General features: G+C 70.5%; 11 protein-coding genes. 5 read left to right on the forward strand and 6 right to left on the reverse strand.

Going from position 1 to position 18,044, the window contains the following annotated elements:
* Positions 1-105: 105 nt before the first annotated feature.
* Genes BO221_RS22540 through BO221_RS22560 form a run of 5 tightly spaced genes read right to left on the reverse strand, consistent with a single transcriptional unit; the run spans position 106 to position 10,145 of the window.
* Entirely contained in the window at positions 106-2,316 is a 2,211-nt protein-coding gene (locus tag BO221_RS22540) for a SpoIID/LytB domain-containing protein (RefSeq protein WP_073562549.1), read from the reverse strand.
* A gap of 7 nt (positions 2,317-2,323) precedes the next feature.
* Positions 2,324-7,042, reverse strand: a complete 4,719-nt coding sequence (locus tag BO221_RS22545; protein ID WP_073562550.1) for an MG2 domain-containing protein — start codon at positions 7,040-7,042, stop codon at positions 2,324-2,326.
* A complete protein-coding gene (locus BO221_RS22550) occupies positions 7,039-8,646 on the reverse strand; it encodes a hypothetical protein (protein WP_198956161.1) in 1,608 nt (535 codons plus the stop codon). Before BO221_RS22550 ends, BO221_RS22545 begins: the two co-directional genes overlap by 4 nt.
* A complete protein-coding gene (locus tag BO221_RS22555) occupies positions 8,643-9,224 on the reverse strand; it encodes a DUF1175 family protein (protein WP_073562552.1) in 582 nt (193 codons plus the stop codon). Before BO221_RS22555 ends, BO221_RS22550 begins: the two co-directional genes overlap by 4 nt.
* A gap of 15 nt (positions 9,225-9,239) precedes the next feature.
* The gene (locus tag BO221_RS22560) at positions 9,240-10,145 is read right to left on the reverse strand and encodes a DUF2135 domain-containing protein (RefSeq protein ID WP_073562553.1); all 906 of its coding nucleotides are present in this window, start codon (positions 10,143-10,145) and stop codon (positions 9,240-9,242) included.
* Between the two features lie 191 nt (positions 10,146-10,336).
* On the opposite strand from BO221_RS22560, the gene BO221_RS22565 reads away from it, so the two are divergent.
* From BO221_RS22565 to BO221_RS22575, 3 genes are all read left to right on the forward strand, one after another.
* Positions 10,337-10,897, forward strand: a complete 561-nt coding sequence (locus tag BO221_RS22565) for a restriction endonuclease (RefSeq protein WP_143195615.1) — start codon at positions 10,337-10,339, stop codon at positions 10,895-10,897.
* On the forward strand, positions 10,894-11,505 hold the full coding sequence (locus tag BO221_RS22570) for a hypothetical protein (RefSeq protein ID WP_073562554.1): 612 nt from the start codon (positions 10,894-10,896) through the stop codon (positions 11,503-11,505). The genes BO221_RS22565 and BO221_RS22570 overlap by 4 nt, the downstream gene beginning before the upstream one ends.
* A 78-nt stretch (positions 11,506-11,583) precedes the next feature.
* Positions 11,584-13,431 (forward strand): monovalent cation:proton antiporter-2 (CPA2) family protein, encoded by a 1,848-nt coding sequence (locus BO221_RS22575; protein ID WP_073562555.1) that lies wholly within the window; start codon positions 11,584-11,586, stop codon positions 13,429-13,431.
* 53 nt (positions 13,432-13,484) lie between these two features.
* On the opposite strand, the gene BO221_RS22580 is transcribed toward BO221_RS22575, so the two are convergent.
* A complete protein-coding gene (locus BO221_RS22580; RefSeq protein WP_073562556.1) occupies positions 13,485-14,564 on the reverse strand; it encodes a DUF3616 domain-containing protein in 1,080 nt (359 codons plus the stop codon).
* Positions 14,565-14,764: 200 nt separating this feature from the next.
* On the opposite strand from BO221_RS22580, the gene BO221_RS22585 reads away from it, so the two are divergent.
* Positions 14,765-17,563, forward strand: coding sequence for an AMP-binding protein (locus BO221_RS22585; RefSeq protein WP_073562557.1), 2,799 nt, complete (start codon positions 14,765-14,767; stop codon positions 17,561-17,563).
* A 26-nt stretch (positions 17,564-17,589) separates the two neighbouring features.
* Positions 17,590-18,042, forward strand: a complete 453-nt coding sequence (locus BO221_RS22590) for a hypothetical protein (RefSeq protein ID WP_073562558.1) — start codon at positions 17,590-17,592, stop codon at positions 18,040-18,042.
* The last annotated feature ends 2 nt before the right edge of the window (positions 18,043-18,044 follow it).

The following is an 18,044-nucleotide window of genomic DNA, read 5'->3' on the forward strand; positions in this document are numbered from 1 at the left end:
CGGCGACGGTTGAGTTGAGATGCTTACGCGGATAGCGAGCCCGGACTTCATCGCCCATCAACCCACGGACATCCTCCAGTGAGTGGCGTGTTTGAACGGGTTGCCTCACCTGGCGTAGGCGCGCTCGAGGATCCGCCCGGCGTCCAGGCCGCTCGCCTTCGCCGCCTCCACGTCGAGCCCCTCACCGTGGCCCTGGCCCCGCCCCTCGAACGAGACCTCCCTGTCCCCGAAGTGGGCGGTGCGTGGACAGGCGGGGAGCCTTAGCGCTGAACGCAAGAGTTCGCACGGCAGCGATTCCGCGGCGTCGAAGACAGCGCCTCCCTCCCGCTTCGTGCGCACGTAGTGCACGCGTCCGTCCGCGAAGCGCACCGCCGTCACGCCCAGGCCCAGCAGGGATTCCACCTGCGCGCGCGGGCGTGTCTCACTCCACGGTTCCTGGCCTCCTTGTGAGAACGGCAGCCAATCGCGCCAGCGCAGGGGCGGTGCCGCGAGCGCGCGTTCCTCCTCGGGCTGCACGCGCACGGTTCCGAGGAACGTCTGGCAGTGCGTCGTGTCACAAACCGGCCGGCCCGGGTGGCGGCTGTGGGCATGCCGCTCGTTGTGCGCCACCACGCGTGCCAGCGCCACCCTCGGCTCTCCCTTCAATGACGCGTCCTCCGCCGCCACCACCCCCGCCGTGTATTGCAGCCGGGTGGTACGGAAGAGGAAGTCCGAGCCCCTCCGAGCCCTGAAGGCATTCGGGCTCGTGGGCACTCCGGCGGGCTGCTTGAAGGGCGGCGGCGGAGAGTTCGTGAAGATGCCGGCGTAATCGCGGCCAGCGGGCGCATCCGGGAAGCGCACCCGCCATGGGCTCCCGAGGCACACCACCGCGCCCTTCTGCACGAGCGGCTCCAACTTCGCGAAGCCCTCGGGGACGGCTCTCGGCGAGCCCTGCTCCAGGAGGAAACCCGCGCCCTGGCACCGGGCCTCGATGGCGCTCGGCTGCACCAGTCCCAGCACCTGCGCCCGCGCGGCCTCCAGCCCGCTCCGCTTCTTGCGCACCTTCGCCAGCACCTCGGGCACCGCCTCCGCGAAGGCGCGCGGCATCTTCCCCGGCCGCACCACCACCGCCACCAGCTCCCTGTCCACCGCGACGATCCACCCGAGCCTCGGCCGGCTCTCCGCGTCCCGCACCGTCCCCGTCTTCGCCGCGACACCCGCGTAGTCCTTCGAGGCCGGCAGCTCGGACAGCGTCCCGCGTGCGGCGCTGCCCGAGAGCACCTCCATCAGGTCCGGCCGCGCCTCGGCCAACAGCCGGTACGCCTGGGCCAGCCCCCACGGCGAGAGGCGCAGCGTCGATTGCAGTCCGATGGCATCCGCCATGTCCAGGGGCTCGCCGGACAGGCCCACCGCGGTCAGCACCGCGCCCCATGGACCGAAGGCCCTCGGCGCGCTCCCCTGCCCCTCCCAGTCCAGGAAGTACCCGTTGCACGAGCGCACCAGCGCCGTCTTCGCGTCCACCTTGCCGGGCAGCCGCTCTCCACACACCCACTCGGGCACCTCCGCTCGCGGAGACAGCACCGGAGGAGGCGCCGTGCTCCCGGCCACCATGAAGGGCTTCAGCGTCGAGCCGTACGGCATCGCCGTGCGGATGTCCCCCTCGGAGAACAGCACCTCGCCCGAGTGACGGCTGAGCACCACCGTGGCGGAAGCCACCACCTGCGCCACCCCAGCCAGCTCGTCCACCGACAGCGGCACCAGCCACCGGGCCCCGTCCTGGCACTGCCTCAGCCGGCGCGTCAGGGCTCTCGGAAAGCCCGTGCTCTCGTTCAGCACGCGCGCCAGGGCCCGCCGGGCCCGCGGCGTGTCCACGTCCGGGTTACGCGCCAGCTCCGCCGCAGCACTCGTCAGAGACTGGTAGGGCGCCTCCCGCCACTCGACCAGCTCCCCGCTCACCACCAGCGCGAAGGCCTCGTGGAACAGCCGGTCCTCCGCCGAGGCCGGGCACGCCCACCACAGCAGTTGGTGCGCCAGCTCGTGCCGCAGTGCCACGCGCAACCGCTCGTCCAGCACTCCGGGCGTGCCCTGCCGCAGCTCCACCACGCCCGGCCGCCCCTGCCCGTTGCGCGAGGGCAACATCGCCTCGCCCCGGCGCAGGGAGATGTTCACCGGGGCCCGGCTCGGAGTGCCCCCGGCCTCGGCCACGTAGCGCGCCTCCAGCGCCTTCCACGTGGATTCGGCCTCGGCGCGCAGCTCCGCCTCGGGCGTCACGTCTCCCCTCGTGAGGAAGACGGGGGTGGCCGCCAGCATGGCGACCGTCACGGCGGCCCACCCCATCACCGCTTCACCACCCGCCGGGCCCCACGTCGCCTGGGCTGCGCTGGGACGGCGCTACCTTCAGCACATCCGTTCCCGTGCGCCCGCGGATGCTCGTCACGTACATGTCCTCGATGAAGGCCGGTGGCGCGGAGAACGTGCCCGCGAACTGCGCCCGCATCACGTACCCCACCGTGCGCGGACTGTCGCTCCACCACGTGGGCTCCTCGAAGAAGAACGTGGCCCGCTCGGGGCTCAGCGAACGGCGCTTGAGGGCTTCGGGAGCCAGCGGCAGCGCGTGCGGCGGACCGCGGAACTCCTTGTCCTCCACCAGCGGCACGAAGCCCGCCGGCACCGCGTCCTCCAACACGTAGTACGCCGAGCGATTCCGGTTGTCGCCGCGCGCGTCCAGCGTCAGCTCCACGTACACCTCCTCGCCCTGGCTCACGCTGACACCCGGCTCGAGCTTCACCCGCCCGCCCTCGCGCAGCACGTAGTACGCGCGCTGGAGGCTCATGCCCTCGGCCACCGGCTTCACCTCCGCCAGCGGCGTGGCCGCCGTGGCCCTCAGCGTCGCCACGCCCGCGAAGTCCGCCACGTCCACCGTGCGCGTCCCCGGCTCCAGCGTCGCCACCAGCCCCATGCCTCGCGGCGTGAAGCGCACCGGGCCCTTCGCTCCCTTCACCTCCGGCGGCGCCAGCTTGCGGAACTCCTTCGCGTCGCGCTCGATGAGCCACATCGAATGCAGCAGCGCCGTGCTCCGATCGAAGGTGGACAGCCCCGGCTCCGTCAGCGCCTCCAGCAGCCGCCGGCGCGCCTTGTCCACGTCCATCTTCCCGAAGGACGCCGCGTGCCCGAGGATCGCGGTGAGGCCCACCCGGCGCAGCGGGTAGCGCCACAGCGCCTCGCTCGGCGCGGGCATGTTGGCCAGTGTGACGAAGCCCTCGTTGCTCAGAGCCACCAGCTCGTCGATGCGGCCCTTGAGCGCGGGCTCCTTCATCACGCCCGACTTCTCCGCGGCCAGCACCGCCAGCGCCAACGGGTACAGGTCTCCCGGCTGCGCGGCCTCCACCAGCGCACGCACCCGGGCCGCCTGCCGCTCCCCGTCCAGCCGCGCCAGCACCCAGGCCCGCGTGGCGTCCCACTCGAAGGGCAGCCCCTCCTGGGCCTCCAGCCAGCGCATGCTCTCGGTGATGCGCGGATCATTCCGGTCCACCAGCCCCCCCTCCACCGCGTACGCCAGCCCGTCCAGGGCGATGAGCGTCATGGGCACATCCGGCGTGCTGTAGCCGCTGAACCAGGTGAAGCCGCCTCCGCGCACGGACATCTCCAGGATGCGGGCCGTGCCCTGCACCGAGCGGCTGCGCGCCTCGGCCAGCAGCGACTGGCTGTCCGTGTCGAGAGACTCCAGCGAGCCCGCCTTCTTCAGCGTCTGGTACAGCGCCACGTTGGGCACCGTGGTGGACACCAGTTGCTCCAGGCACCCGTACGGGTACGTGAGCAGCTCGCGCACGTTGGAGAGCGCCGCGTCCACCAGCGACGGCTGCAACACCAGCTGCACCTCGGACACCGTCGCGCTCTGCGCCGCGGGCAGGGCCAGCGAACCGCCACCCCACTGCGACACCTTCACCGGCTCCTCCAGCACCGCCGGCCGCACCGCCACCGCGCGCCTGTCACGCAAGGGCTCCTTGCCGCCCGTCACTTCCACCGCCAGCTCGGCCGAGCCCGGGCCCTTCGTCTTCAGGGTGATGGGCAGCACCTGCTCTCCGCCCTGGCCCAGCTCCACCTTCTGCGTCGCCTCGGAGGACTCGAGCACCCCCGCCGCCGCGAGCCGCACGTCCAGCAACTGGCTGCCCTTGGACAGCTCGCCCGCGGACAGGCGCACCGATGCGAGGGCCTCATCCCCCTGCCGGAGGAACTGAGGCAGCGCGGCGTACAGGTTGAGCCCGCCGCGCGTGGCGAACTCGGCCGTGGACTCGCCGAAGCGGCCCGAGGTGTCCGCCGCCACGCCCGTCACCACCCACAGCGTCTGGTTGGACGGCAGCTTGAAGCGCAGCGTCGCCCGTCCGTCCCGGTCCGTGACGATCGTGGGGCTCCAGTACGCCGTGTCCCGGTCCAGATCCTTCGCCTGCCGCGTGGGCGGCTTGATGGAGGCGAAGGCATGATCCGGCAGCCCCGCCATCTTCCGCGCCAGGGCCTCGCCGTAGCCGTAGCCCTGGAACTCGGCGGAGAAGAACGTGGCCACGTTGTTGCGGCCCACCGGATAGAAGAAGTCCAGCACCTTCGGGCGGAACTCGTTCTGGATGGCGTAGACAGCCTTGTCCACCACGCCCACCGACAGCTGCGCCACCACGCCCTGGCCCTCATGGTCCGTCACCCGCACGTCGATGACCTGCTCGGTGAGCGGCGTGGCCTCGGCGCGCCGGGGCTGCAACGAGACGGAGAGCGTGCGCTCGGAGGGGATGACGCGGAAGCCCACCGTGCGCTCCTCCCAGCGGCCCGAGGCCGTCGGGTACGCCACCGAGGCATACACCGCGCTGCCGAAGCGCTTCTCCACCTCGAAGGCATGCACCAGCGTACGGCCCTTCTGCTGCACCAACTGTGTGCCGTACACGCCCGAGCCCGTGAGCGTCACCCACACCGGGCCCTCGTCCGAGCCCTCCGGGCCCCAGCTGTCCGGCAACAACGCCACGAGCTGCGCCGTGTCACCCGGCTCCAGCGTGCCCGAGAGCGACGCCAGCGTCAGATTGGGCACCTGCGCCACCGGCTCCGAGGCCTCGCCGATGACGAGCAACTGGTCCTCACCGGTCCAGGCCTCGCCCCCCTTGTCCTTCACCGTGACACGGGCCACCACCGCGCCCGCGTCCGAGGTGGGGACCTTCTCGCGGTACGAGCCATCCGCCGCCGTGGTGAAGCTCTTCTTGCTCAGGCTCTTCTCGCCGCCATCCGCCTTGCGCAGCACGAACTCCACCTCGCCCGGCGTGGCGCCGTAGGGCTTGCCGGAGAGCGTGGTGGCGCGGATGCCCAGCGTGGCCTCGGCGCCCTTCTTCACCACCGCCGCCGAGTAGCGCGTGCTGCCCAGCACCTCCACCTTCGAGAGGAAGAAGGCGGCGCTCGCGTTGGCGAACGTCTGCTGATCATCCCGCGCGCGCACGGTGAGCGTGTAGCGGTACGGCAGCCGCTCCTCGCCCGGCTTGAGCGCGGGCACCGCGATTTCGATTTGCGCGTCACCGTTGGCGTCGAACGCCGCGGCGCTCGCCCACGGATCCTCCTCCACGCCGCGCTCGGCCACCGTGGAGTACAGGCGCTCGGGGACGCTCAGCCGGCCCTCCGAAGACGAGGCACTCCCGTACGTCACCGCGCTCCCCTGCCCGCCCATCCCCGCGTCATCCACCCAGGCCGGCGCGTCCAGCAGCGAGCGGTAGAGGAACACCTCGTACTTCGTTCCCGGAGGCACTCCGCCCGCGTACCGCCGCGCCCTCACCGTGGCCCGCAGCGTCTCGCCCGGCACCACCGTCTCCTTCTCCGGCTGCAGCTCCAGGTAGAAGGTGGGCTTCACGTAGTCCTGCACGCGCGCCTCGCCCTGGTGCGGCTGCGTGTCCACCTCGGCCATCACGCGCAACACGCCCGTGCCCAGATCCGCCGGCACCTTCAGCGTGCCGTTGAAGCTGCCGAACTCGTCCACCTTCGCGTTCGTCCGGATCTCCCGGCCCTCGGCCGAGACGAGCTTCACCGCCACGTCGCGCCGGCGAGGCGTGAAGAGGCGCGCGAGGAAGCTGTCCGGCTGGCGCACCAGGCCGCGGAACCGCACCTCGTCACCCGGCTTGTAGATGGGCCGGTCGCTGTAGATGAACACGTCCGGCGCCACCGCCAGCGACGAGTAGAAATCCGTGTCCACGATGGCGGTGTCCCCACCCGCCGTCGCCGTGGCGATGAGGCGCGGCTCCTTCACGGCCAGCGTCACCTCGCCCTTGTCATCCGTGGTGCCCGCGGGCCCCTTGCCCGAGGACAGGTACACCTGCACCTGCGCACCGGCGCGAGGCTTCTGGTCCCTCCCCGCCACGCGCACCAGCACCTGCCCGTCCGTCTGCTTGAGCTGCACGGTGAGATCCGTGACGACGAGCACCACCTGCCCCTCCACGCGGCCCTGGACGAGCTGGAGGATGTACGTGCCCACCGGCAGCGGCGGGAGCGTCACGCGGCGCTCCTCGAAGCCGCCGCTGTAGAACGAGGTATCGAAGCCCGGGACGCTGAACTCGCGATCGGAGCCGCCGAGGTCCAGGTTCAGCCACTGGCTGCGCACCACGGAGAAGCCCGCGGGCACGCCCACGAGCTTCGCGGCACCCTCGGACAAGAGGGCGAGCGGACGGCCCGGAGGTGGGGGCGGACGCGCGGGCAGGCCCGGCGCCACGGACTTGCGGAAGTCCTCGTTCAGGGCGAACAGCAGGAACGAGCCCGGCGAGTGCGCGGCGTTGTAGCCACGGCTGAGCGCCTGGCCAGGGTTCGCCGTGGTGGGCGGGACCTGCCAGGCGCGCCGGACGTCTCCCTGGGCGCGGATGAAGGCGTCGGTGTCCGCGGGCTCGAGCACCCGCAGCTCCACGGGCCCCTTGTTCTCGAAGGCCACGTCCACGGCCACCGGCTCACTGCTGCCATAGGCACGGGGAACGGTGATGTAGAGCGGCTTGGCCGCCGCCACGCCAGCGCACACCAGCGCGGCCAGCACCGCGATGCGAGCGGAACACCTCATGACCCAAACCCTCCCGGAACCAGCCTGTTGCCATCCACCGTGCCGCGCAGACCCATGTACGGCAGCGTCTCCAGATCACGCCGCGCCGCCTCGATCTCCGGCGGAGCCGCGCGCGGTTGCGGCTTGCTCGAACCCGACTCCCTGACCTGCGCCCAGTACCCATCCGCCATCAGCGTGCCGAGCAGCCGCCCGGTGTTGACGCCGAAGGACACCGAGCCCGGCGCGCGCAGCCCCTGCACCACCGGCGCCGCCGCGTTGAGCAGGTTGGGCCCCTGGCCCTCGCACGCCTTGCGCAGCCGCGCGAGCACGTCCGGCGTGGAGGCCAGCACGTGGTGTCCGCACAGCGTGGCGGACTCCATCCTGTTGGGCCCGGAGAACAACTGCCCCAGCGCGGCCGCGTCCTCGGGCCGGCCCCACAACAGCGCCACCTCGGTGGGCAGCTCCTGATCGCCCCGAGGCGTCCACACCATCGCCACCTGACGCGTGCGCAGCGGCACCGCGGCGCCCTTGCCGGACCAGAAGGCCTTGAGTGAGTCCTTGTCCAACTGCTCGGGCAGCTTGAGCTGGAGCGCGAGCAGCACCGGCGTCTCCTCGGGGATGAGCTTCAGCAGCTCGTCCGAGAGCGGCGCGCTGTCCAGCCGGGGCTCGTCCGCCACGGGTCCGGAGATGCCACGGCCCACGAGCCGGTTGCCATCCACGGCGAACTGAAGCCGGATGCCGTTGGCCACGCCCATGACATGCGTGAGCATCTGCGCCTCGCGGCCGAGCGGCTCGGGAGCGAAGCCCAGCTCCATGTCCACGCCCTCGGGCGCCTCGAGATCCAGGTGCCCCTCGCACAGGCCCTGGAGCACCACCGCCGGGTGCCGGCCGAACACCAGCTTGTCATCCGTGCGCGCGGCCCACAGCGCCTGCTCGGCGATGAGCCAGCGCTGCAGTGTGAAGCCCTCCGAGGGCGCCTCCCCCTCCCCGCCCGGACACGTCGCGGCCGTCAGCTCGTTGCGGCGCACCACCTGGCTCATCGAATCGAAGGCCGCCATGGTGGTGTTGCCCGGCTCGGGAACGATGATGGCGGGCGTGCCCGCGCGGTTGTCCCCGGAGAACCACACCATGCGGAACGGGGCGGCCAGGAACTGTCCGGCCATGACGTCGAACACGGCGCCCTTGAAGCTGGCCCCCAGCTCCTCGCCGCGGGTGTCGAGGAACGGGGCCCACCCGCCCACGAAGCCCTTGCCGAGCGGCTTCTGGAGCTGCTCCTTCACCCACGCATTGCCCGTGAGCGCCTCACGCACCTTGCCCGGCGCGTAGACGTCCACCCATAAGGCCGGACGCACCGGCTCGGTGGGCACCGCCATCTGCCCCGGCTTGCCGGGAGCGGGAGGCAGGGCCTGCAGGGCCAGGCTCTGGCCGGAGCCGGACGAACCCGGGGGACCGGAGCCAACCTGGGCATCCGGCCCCTTCGACGGACCGGAGGAACTCCGGCCGATGAAGAAGGCGGCCACGGCCACCACGACGAGCACGGCGGCGCCGATGCCCACGAGAAGGGCCTTGGGAGGCCCGGAGGGAGCCGGGGGCGGTGCGCCCGGCGCGGGAGACGGAGGGTTCATCGCATCCACTCCTTGAAGCGGAAGAAGCCGAGGAAGGCGGTGTTCTGGGGTACCGGGCGCCACTCCAGCGGAGCCTCGGTGACGAGCGACTGGAGGACGCCGGTGCGCACCGCGGCCCCCTTGTCGCCCGGGTGATAGACGATGCGCGTGGGAGCGTGCGCCTTGTCCTCGGGGCGCACCACGAGCATCAGGTGGAAGATGGGGCCCGCGTCGCGCTCCTGACGGAAGGCCACGAGGTCTCCCGTGCGCAGCGACTCGCGCGTGGCCTCGTCGCGGCCGAGCGGCACGAAGCTGCGCGCCAGCAGCGTCTCGGCATCGGCGAAGTCACCGGGCCGGCCCTTGTCGTCGAGCCACAGGGGCGAGGCGAGCCGCTCGGGGCGGAAGCGCCGGTACGCGCCACGGAAGGCGAAGCGCACCAGGCCGGCGCAGTCGCGCTGGTCCGGGTGCCAGGCCGGGTCCATGCGGCGCACCTGGGCGAGCGCCACCTGGGCCACCTCGCGCCGCAGCAGCGTCTCGAGGGCCTCGGCGGGAGCGGGCGTGGCCGCCTGGAGCATCAGGAGCAGGAACAGCGCACTCATGGCGAGCCGGGAGCCTCAGCCTTCCGAGTCCACGCCGCCACTGGTGAGCGTCTTGACGGCGTCGCCCAGGTTGCGAGGCCACGAGGGGCCCTTGGGAGCGGGGTCCTGCGAGGGCACGTACACCTCGGCCTTGCCGTCGCCGAGCACGTTGATCCAGGCGAGCACGCGCGTGGTGCCGGGGGTGGCGAGCGGGATGCGCACCATGCGGCGCGACTCCTGGGGAGTGCCCTCGTAGAGGACGACGTTGAGGGTGGCCACGGTGTGGGCCTTGTCGCCGCTGGGCCAGTAGTTGGTGGCGATGAGGTAGAGGCCCTTGGGGGGCGCGCGGTGGACGTAGAGGTAGGGCCCGTAAGCGGGGTCGTCGAAGGAGTCGCCCTGCTCGTTGAGGTAGAAGGTGCCGCCGCTGGGGCTGTTGGTGTCGGCCCAGTAGACGTGGCCCATCTTCTTCAGGTCGAGCACCGGCCCCTCGCCCGCCTTGGGGGTGGAGATGCTGTCCTGGGTGGGCTCGTAGATGTGGAGGTCCGTGTAGACGCCCTGGGTGTCGCTGGTGAGGATGGCCTTGAGGGGCACGGGAGGAATCTGCGCGTAGCTGGTGGCCTGGGCGCGCGCGGTGCCGGCCTGGTTGGTGGCCATGAGGGTGACGACGTTCTTGCCGCTGGCCGCGGGGAACTTGCGCTTGAAGCGCCCGCTGAAGGTGCGCATCAGGTAGCGGTCGCCGTTGATGGAGATGACCACCGGGTCGATGGTGGTGTCGCTCACGGTGCCCTCGACGAGCAGCATGCGGTCCACGGTCCAACCGCCAGAGGGAGCGGTGAGACGCACGGTGGGCAGCGTCTTGCCCTGGCCGATGGGAACGCCCTGCTGACGGGAGGGGGCGGTCGGAGCCTGGGAGAGCAGCACGGCCAGGAGTACGGGCAGCATCGCGGACAGGTCCTGTCGAAGGAGGAACGGCGGACAGCCTGCGTCATGTGGCCGCTGCATTCAAGCAGCGAAAGCCCCCGGCGGGTCACCTGTCGGGTCGCCCCGGGGACATGACGTCATGGGTTGAGCATGTCGGACGGCTGAGGTAGGGTGGCGGGAGTTGACGTCGTGGAGCGAGGTGGAGGGAGGGCGTGGTGGGAAACGAGGACACGTACAAGTCGTGGATCAGGGCCATGAACTGGGCCCGGCTGAGGGCCTTTCACGAGCGGCTCATCGAGGGACGGACGGAGGGCTGGGAGCCTGGAAAGGCGTTCGAGTACCTGGTGCTCCGGGCATTCGATCTCGAGGGCGCCACGGTGAAGTGGCCCTACGTCTCCACTGTCTCCCTCTCGGAATCTGGCGGAGAGACGGAGCAGATCGATGGGGCCATCTACGTGGATGGCCTCGCCTGCATCGTGGAGGCAAAGGACACCGCCGCCACGGTGGACATCGCTCCCATCGCCAAGATGCGGAACCAGTTGCTTCGCAGGCCGTCGAGCACGGTGGGGTTGATCTTCAGCCGAGGAGGGTTCTCCCGCCCGGTCACCACGCTCATCAAATTTGTCGCTCCACAGACGATCCTGCTGTGGACGGGCGATGAGGTCGCCCACGCCCTGAAGCACCGAGCGTTCCGAAAAGGATTGAACGAGAAGTACAGGCGCAGCGTCGAGCAGGGTCTCGGCCTGCATGACGTGCTGGAGAACAACACATGAAATCCCCTGTGAGAGCCTATGTGGTCACGGAGAACGAGTTCGACCAAGAACTGATCCAGGCGCTTCTGACCAGACGCTTCGGCAAGAGTGCTCGCGAGATTCACGTCCGTGCCGCGGATAACAAGCAGCGTGCGTGGACAATCGTGGACTCACTGCTCTCCAACCGCAAAGGGCCTACAGCACTCATCGTGGACGCGGACACCATCGATCACGATCTCACGATGGAACAGCAGACCGAGCTCGAGACGATGTTTGGAAGCAGTGCACGCAAGCACATGTGGCTCGTCGTGCTAGCCAAGCCCGAGGTCGAGGCCGTGTTTTTCTCCGATCGTGGGCTCCTGGAACGCGTCACCGGAAAGAAGGTCTCGGAGCTGGACATCGCCCGGGCCGCGCTGGGTCCTCGGGCTGCGCTCCTCAAGCTGCTGCCGAAGCCCAGGTCAGGTCTTGGAGCGAAGCAGTTGGTGAAGAAACTATCGGAGTCCGACTTCGAGAAGATCATCTCCTCCGAGGCCTTTCACCCGTTGATCGAGTTCATCCAACGTTGGTTGACGGCCAGCAATCAGCCCTCCAGCAGCCAGCCCACCAGCGCGCGGAATATTTCTCCGTAAGCGGAGACACCTCCACACGCTTGCGCTCACCCATGGAGCCTCCTAGACCTGCGAGGCTGCGGCCCCGGAGTCCCACGGATGAGCATCCTCAACGAAGTCGCCGTCTTCCTCATCGCCGCGGTCATCGCGGTGCCCCTCTTCAAGCGATTGGGGCTCGGCTCCATCCTCGGCTACCTGGCCGCGGGCGCCCTCATCGGCCCCTCGGGCCTGGGGTTCGTCGGGAAGCCCGAGGACGTCCTGCACTTCGCCGAGTTCGGCGTCGTGCTGTTCCTGTTCATCGTCGGCCTCGAGCTCCAGCCCGCACGCCTGTGGGCGTTGCGGCGCTCCGTCTTCGGGCTCGGCCTGGCACAGGTGGCGCTCAGCGCCGCGGTGCTCACGGGCGCGGGCATGTTGCTCGGCCTGTCCATGAAGGCCGCCCTCATCGCCGGGCTCGGTCTGTCCCTGTCCTCGACGGCCATCGCCCTCCAGTTGCTCGGCGAGCGCCAGCAACTCACCGCCCGCCACGGCCGCGAGAGCTTCGCCATCCTCCTGTTCCAGGATCTCGCCGTCATCCCCCTGCTCGCACTCATTCCCCTGCTCTCCGAGCGCCCCGGGGACACGGGCGGCGGAGGCCAGGGCATCCTCCTGTCCGTGCTCAAGGTGGTGGCCGTGCTGGCCGTGGTGGTGCTGAGCGGACGCTTCCTGGTGCGCCCCGCCTTCCGGCTCATCGCCTCCACCCAGTTGCAGGAGCTCTTCACCGCCGCCACGCTCCTGGTGGTGGTGGGCGTGGCGCTCCTGATGAACTTCGCTGGTATCTCCATGGCCCTCGGCACGTTCCTCGCGGGCGTGCTGCTCGCGGACTCCGAGTACCGTCACGAGCTGGAAGCGGACATCGAGCCCTTCAAGGGCCTGCTGCTCGGGCTCTTCTTCATCGCGGTGGGCATGTCCATGAACCTGGGGCTCGTCATCCAGCGGCCGCTGCTCATCGCCACGTGCGTGGTGGGAGTGATGGCGCTCAAGGGCGCGGTCCTCTTCTGGCTCGGACGGCCCATGGGGCTGATGCTCCAGGGGCGGCGCATCATGTCGCTGGCGCTCGCCCAGGGCGGCGAGTTCGGCTTCGTGCTCTTCGGGGCCGCCGCCTCCGCCGGGGTGCTGGACCGCGAGCTCACCGAGCAACTCGTGGTGGTGGTGTCCCTCTCCATGGCCGCCACGCCGCTGCTGCTGACGCTGCATGACCGCGTGGTCGAGCGCCAGCTGCGGCGGGCCGTGCCCGCGGAGTATGACCACCTGGAGGACGCGGAACAGCAGCCGGTGATCATCGCCGGCTTTGGCCGGTACGGGCAGATCATCGGACGCGTGCTCAACATGCTGGACATCGGCTTCACCGCGCTGGAGGTGAGCCCCGAGCAGGTCGACTTCCTGCGCCGCTACGGCAATAAAATCTACTACGGGGACGCCTCGCGGCTGGATCTGCTGCGCGCCGCGGGAGCGGGCAAGGCGAAGCTCCTGGTGCTGGCCATCGACGACCCGGACGCCTCGGTGCGCACGGCCCAGCTCGTGCGCGCCAACTTTCCGCAGCTCCCCGTCTATGCCCGGGCCCGCAACCGCGCGCATGCCTACCGGCTGATGGACGAGGGCGTGAAGCTCCTCAACCGGGAGACGCTGCTGTCGAGCCTGGAGATGGCCTTCTTCGTGCTCCAGGGGCTCGGCTTCGACGAGGGACGGGCCCGGCACATCATCGAGCGTTTCCGCAAGTACGATCAGGAACTGCTCCAGAAGCAATACGCGGTGTACCAGGACGAGGAGAAGCTCATCCAGACGTCGCAGCAGTTCCGGGAGGAGCTGCGCTCGCTCTTCGAGCAGGACAACCGGCCCCAGACACAGGCCCAGCTCCAGGAGAACGGGGAGGACAACGCTCCGAAAGCACCTCCACCGCGGCAGCCGTGACGCTCCCCACCGTCATGCGCGAACCAGCGTGGACGGCGAGGGGTTCATGTCCTTCAGAGCCGGAACACGTCGGCGAGCACGCCGTCCGGCCCGTAGCACCTCTGCGGCGTGGGCGTGTCGTAGACGACGAGCACGGAGTCATTGGGCTCGAACCAGGAGAACACGGCCACGCCCTCGGCGTTGTCGTCCCTGCTCGCCTCCTTCAAATCGAAGAGCGGCTCCAACACGCCCTTCTCCTGCGGGTGGAGGGTGTCTCCGGTGAGCAGCAGCCCCTTGTGCAGCCGGAACAGCCGGATGGGGGCATCCACCGGCATGGTGGGCCCCGCGAGGATGAGCAGGTCCTCCCCATGGCGGCACAGCTCGCGGATGCCCAGACCATCCAGGTCCACGAAGTGCTTGCGGTAGGCACTGCCATTCTTCGTCCGCCGGGGCGCGAGGAGGCCGTTCCCCACGTCCTCCACCTCCATCTCCAGGATGACGGCGTAGCCCCGCAGCACGGGGCCCCTCAGCCCGAGGAAGAGCCGGTCCCCATGGACGGCAAGCCCCTCGATGTCCAGCCCGTTGTCCTTGCTGGGGATGGCCAGGGCGCCATCCGGATCGTCCGGAGAGGCAGGCGCGAGGAAGGGCCCCAGGTGGGGATCCCGGCGCAGCATCTCCACCAGCACGTTCACCCCCGAGTCCTCCCGGCCCTCCGCGCGCTCGAGCTTCGCCGGACGGGCGGCGCCTGACGCGGCATCCGGCAGTGGCACGCGGGCGAGCAGGAAACGCCAGGGCTCGTGCTCCACGGTGGCCAGCCGCTCCAAATCCTTCGCCATCGCCTTGCCCTTGGGCTTCTTGCGCTTCGCGCTGTGCGAGCCCACGAACCACAGGTGCCCGTCCTGGAAGTCCAGCGCTTCGATGTCCACCTCCTCGCGGATCTCCTCCCCGAGCAGGTCCGCCATCACGAAGTGCTGGTGCTCGCCGAAGACGCGCGGAGTCACCGGAGAGAAGCGCTCGAGCGAGTGGTGCTCGTCCGAGGCCACCCAGAGGCTCCCATCCGCGGAGAACACCGCCGCGGAGAGATCCTCGTGGAGTTCCTCCTTGCCAGCGTCGAAGCGCAGCAGGACACGGCCAAGGAGTGGGGCATGCAGCATGATGGAAGACCTCCAGGAGGGAGATCTCCCGCTTAAACATGCCCCTCGAGCGAGGCAACGGCCGCCACCCGGAGGAACGAGGGACCCGGCCCGCGCCTGTTCTGGCGCCAACCCCCGGGCCCTGCGTCGAGCCCGCTGGAAGACAGGGGGTGCGACACCCGGGAGCACGTCCCCAATTTGAAACACGTGGAGGCGGGCCCATGCTCCCCCAAGGCACTCCTGTCCGGCCGGAGGCACTCGAGCGCGCCGTGCTCGACGTCGTCGGGACTCTCGTGGCCGAGCTGGCACCGCCGCGCGCCGGGGAGTCGATCGGCCTGGACGATTCGCTGGATCATGACCTCGGACTCGGCAGCCTGGAGCGGGTGGAGTTGTTGCTCCGGCTGGGGCAGCGCTTCGGCGTGGTGCTGCCGGATCCGCTCGTGGCCAGCGCCTCCACCCCGCGCGACCTGGCCCGGGCCGTCGCCACGGCGGTGCCCGCCCTCTCCGAGGAGCGGCTCTCCCCGCCCCAGGCTCCACTGACGCCAGGCATGGCCGCGCCGGACTCGGCACGCGTGCTGACGGACGTGCTCCGCTGGCATGCGGAACACCACCCGGAGCGCCCCCACCTCTTCCTGCGCCAGGAGGACGGCTCGGAGCAACCCCTGCACCATGGAGAGCTGTGGGCCTCGGCCTCGGCCGTGGCGGCGGCCCTCTTCCACGAGGGACTCCAGCATGGGGACACCGTGGGCCTGATGCTGCGCACCGAGCGGGCCTTCTTCCCGTGCTTCCTCGGCATCCTGCTCGCCGGAGGAGTCCCGGTTCCCCTCTACCCGCCCTTCCGGATGGATCAGCTCGAGGAGTACGTCGAGCGGCAGGTGGGCATCCTGCGCAATGCCGGGGCGCGCGTGCTCATCACCTTCGACGAGGCGAAGCGGGTGGGCACGCTCCTGAAGGCCCGGGTGCCCTCCCTGCGGCACACCGTCACGCCCGCCGGCCTGGACTGGAAGGACGCGGTGGCTCCGCCGGTGCGGCTGGAACCCTCGGACCCCGCGCTCATCCAGTACACCTCCGGCAGCACGGGTGCCCCCAAGGGCGTCCTGCTCACGCACGAGCACCTGCTCGCCAACATCCGCGCCATCGGCCAGTCGCTGCGCATCCAGCCCGAGGACGTCGCGGTGAGCTGGCTGCCGCTGTACCACGACATGGGCCTCATCGGCTCCTGGCTGATGCCGCTCTACTACGGGATTCCGCTCGCGCTCCTCTCGCCCCTGGCCTTCCTCGCGCGCCCCTCGCGCTGGCTGCGCACCGTGCACCACCACCGGGGCACGCTCTCCGCCGCGCCCAACTTCGCCTACGACCTGTGCGTCCGGAAGGTGGAGGACGCGGAGCTGGAGGGACTCGACCTGGGCTCCTGGCGCGTGGCCCTCAATGGCTCCGAGGCGGTGAGCCCGGAGACGATCGAGCGTTTCACCCGGCGCTTCGCCCGGCACGGCTTCCGGCCCGGCACGATGTTCCCCGCGTATGGTCTGGCGGAGGTCGGCGTGGCCCTGACCTTCCCTCCCGTGGGCCGGCCGCCCCATGTGGAAGCCATCGAGCGCGAGCACTTCACGCGCCATCGCGAGGCCCGGCCCGCGCACGAGGGGGAATCTCCGCTGCGCTTCGTCTCCTGCGGCCGGCCGCTGCCGGGCTATCAGGTGCGCATCGTGGACGGCGCGGGACGCCCGCTCGGCGAGCGGGTGGAGGGACGAATCGAATTCCGGGGGCCCTCGGTGACGCCGGGTTACTTCCACGCGCCCGGGGCCACCCGCGCCATTCTTCACGAGGGGTGGATGGACTCGGGGGACCTCGGCTACCTGGCCGAGGGGGAGCTGTATGTCACCGGGCGGAGCAAGGACCTCATCATCAAGGCCGGCCGCAACCTGTACCCCACGGAGCTCGAGGAGGCGGTGGGAGACCTTCCCGGCATCCGCAAGGGCTGTGTGGCCGCCTTCGGTCTGCCCAGCGAACAGCTCGGGACCGAGCGGCTCGTGGTGGTCGCGGAGACGCGCGAGCGCGGAGAACAGGCCCGGGAGCGGCTCCGCGCGGCGATCATCGATCGGGTGACGGCGGTGCTCGGCCTGCCACCGGACGAGGTGGTGCTGGCCCCTCCCGGTGCGGTGCGGAAGACGTCCAGCGGGAAGATCCGCCGGAGCGCCACCCGGGAGGCCCATGTGCGCGGAGAGCTCTCGCGAGGCAGGCGCGCGGTGCTGCTCCAGTACGTCCGGCTGGCCGGGGCGCACCTGCGGGCGCATGGAGGCCGGGTGGCCGGCACGGTGGGCTCCGCGCTCTACACCGTCCATCTGTGCCTCGTGATGCTGTTCACCGCGCTGCTGCTCGGTGTGGGGCTGGTGGTGGTCCGCCCGGGGCCTTCCACGGCTCGTCTGGTGCGCCGGCTGGCGCGGTGGATGCTGTGGGCCGCCGGGTGCCCGGTGCGCGTCGAGGGCCTCGAGAACCTGCGCGGCTCCGGGCCGTGGGTGCTGGTGGCCAACCACGTGAGCTATGTGGACTCGGTGGTCCTCCTCGCGGCCCTGCCCGTGGATTTCCGAGCGGTGGCGAAGCAGGAGGTCCGCGCATGGCCCCTGGTGGGCGCCGCGGTCCGCCGGGCCGGTCACCTCACGGTGGATCGCTTCGACACGCTCCATGGAGTGGAGGGCGCCGCGCACGTCACGGAAGTGCTCCGGCGGGGCACCTCGCTGCTCATCTTCCCCGAGGGCACGTGCGCCCAGGGGCCCGCCCTGCTCCCGTTCCGGCTGGGGGCCTTCAAGGCCGCGGTCGAGGCCGGGCGGCCCGTGGTCCCCATCCATCTCGAGGGCACGCGGCGCCTCCTCCGTCCGGGCTCGCGCCTGCAGCACCCCGGCCAGTTCACACTCTCCATCGGCGAGCCGCTCATTCCGGCTGCCGGGGGCTGGCCGGAGATGGTACGCCTTCGCGACAGGGCCCGGGCCCGGCTCGAAACTCCGGCCAGCGCCCCCACCGTCTGAGCGGTCAGGACGAGGAGAGCACGGACATGTCCATGGATCCCCACCGCGAGTATTGCCGGCGCCAGCATCGGCTCCTGGCCCATCACCTCAGCATCGAGGCGTGGTGCGCGGGAGACGACTGCATCCTCCTGGAGCGCAACCACCTGGAGGAGTTCCTGAAGCTCGAGCGCTTCAAGAGCACCCGCGTCCAATGGCTCCTCGAGGACATCAAGCCCTGGTTCAAGCACACCGAGCCCGTCTACGACGGCCCCGAGGGCGAGCTGTCCTCCCTCGAGGCGCTGTACCTGTCCCGGGTGCCCATCGCCCGGAAGTTCCTCGTCCGGCCCGATCCCATCAACGCCGACGAGCTGATCGCCTGGCTGAGGAGCAACGGTCTGCGCGTCCACCTCCTGCACTCGGTCAGCGCGGTCATTCCGCCCTCGGAGGAGCAGATCGTCACCCGGCTCGCGCTGCTCGCCCAGGGGCTGGCGGAGCCGTAGAC

Source organism: Archangium sp. Cb G35, assembly GCF_001896145.1.
In the GTDB taxonomy this organism is placed as follows: Bacteria; Myxococcota; Myxococcia; order Myxococcales; family Myxococcaceae; genus Archangium; species Archangium violaceum.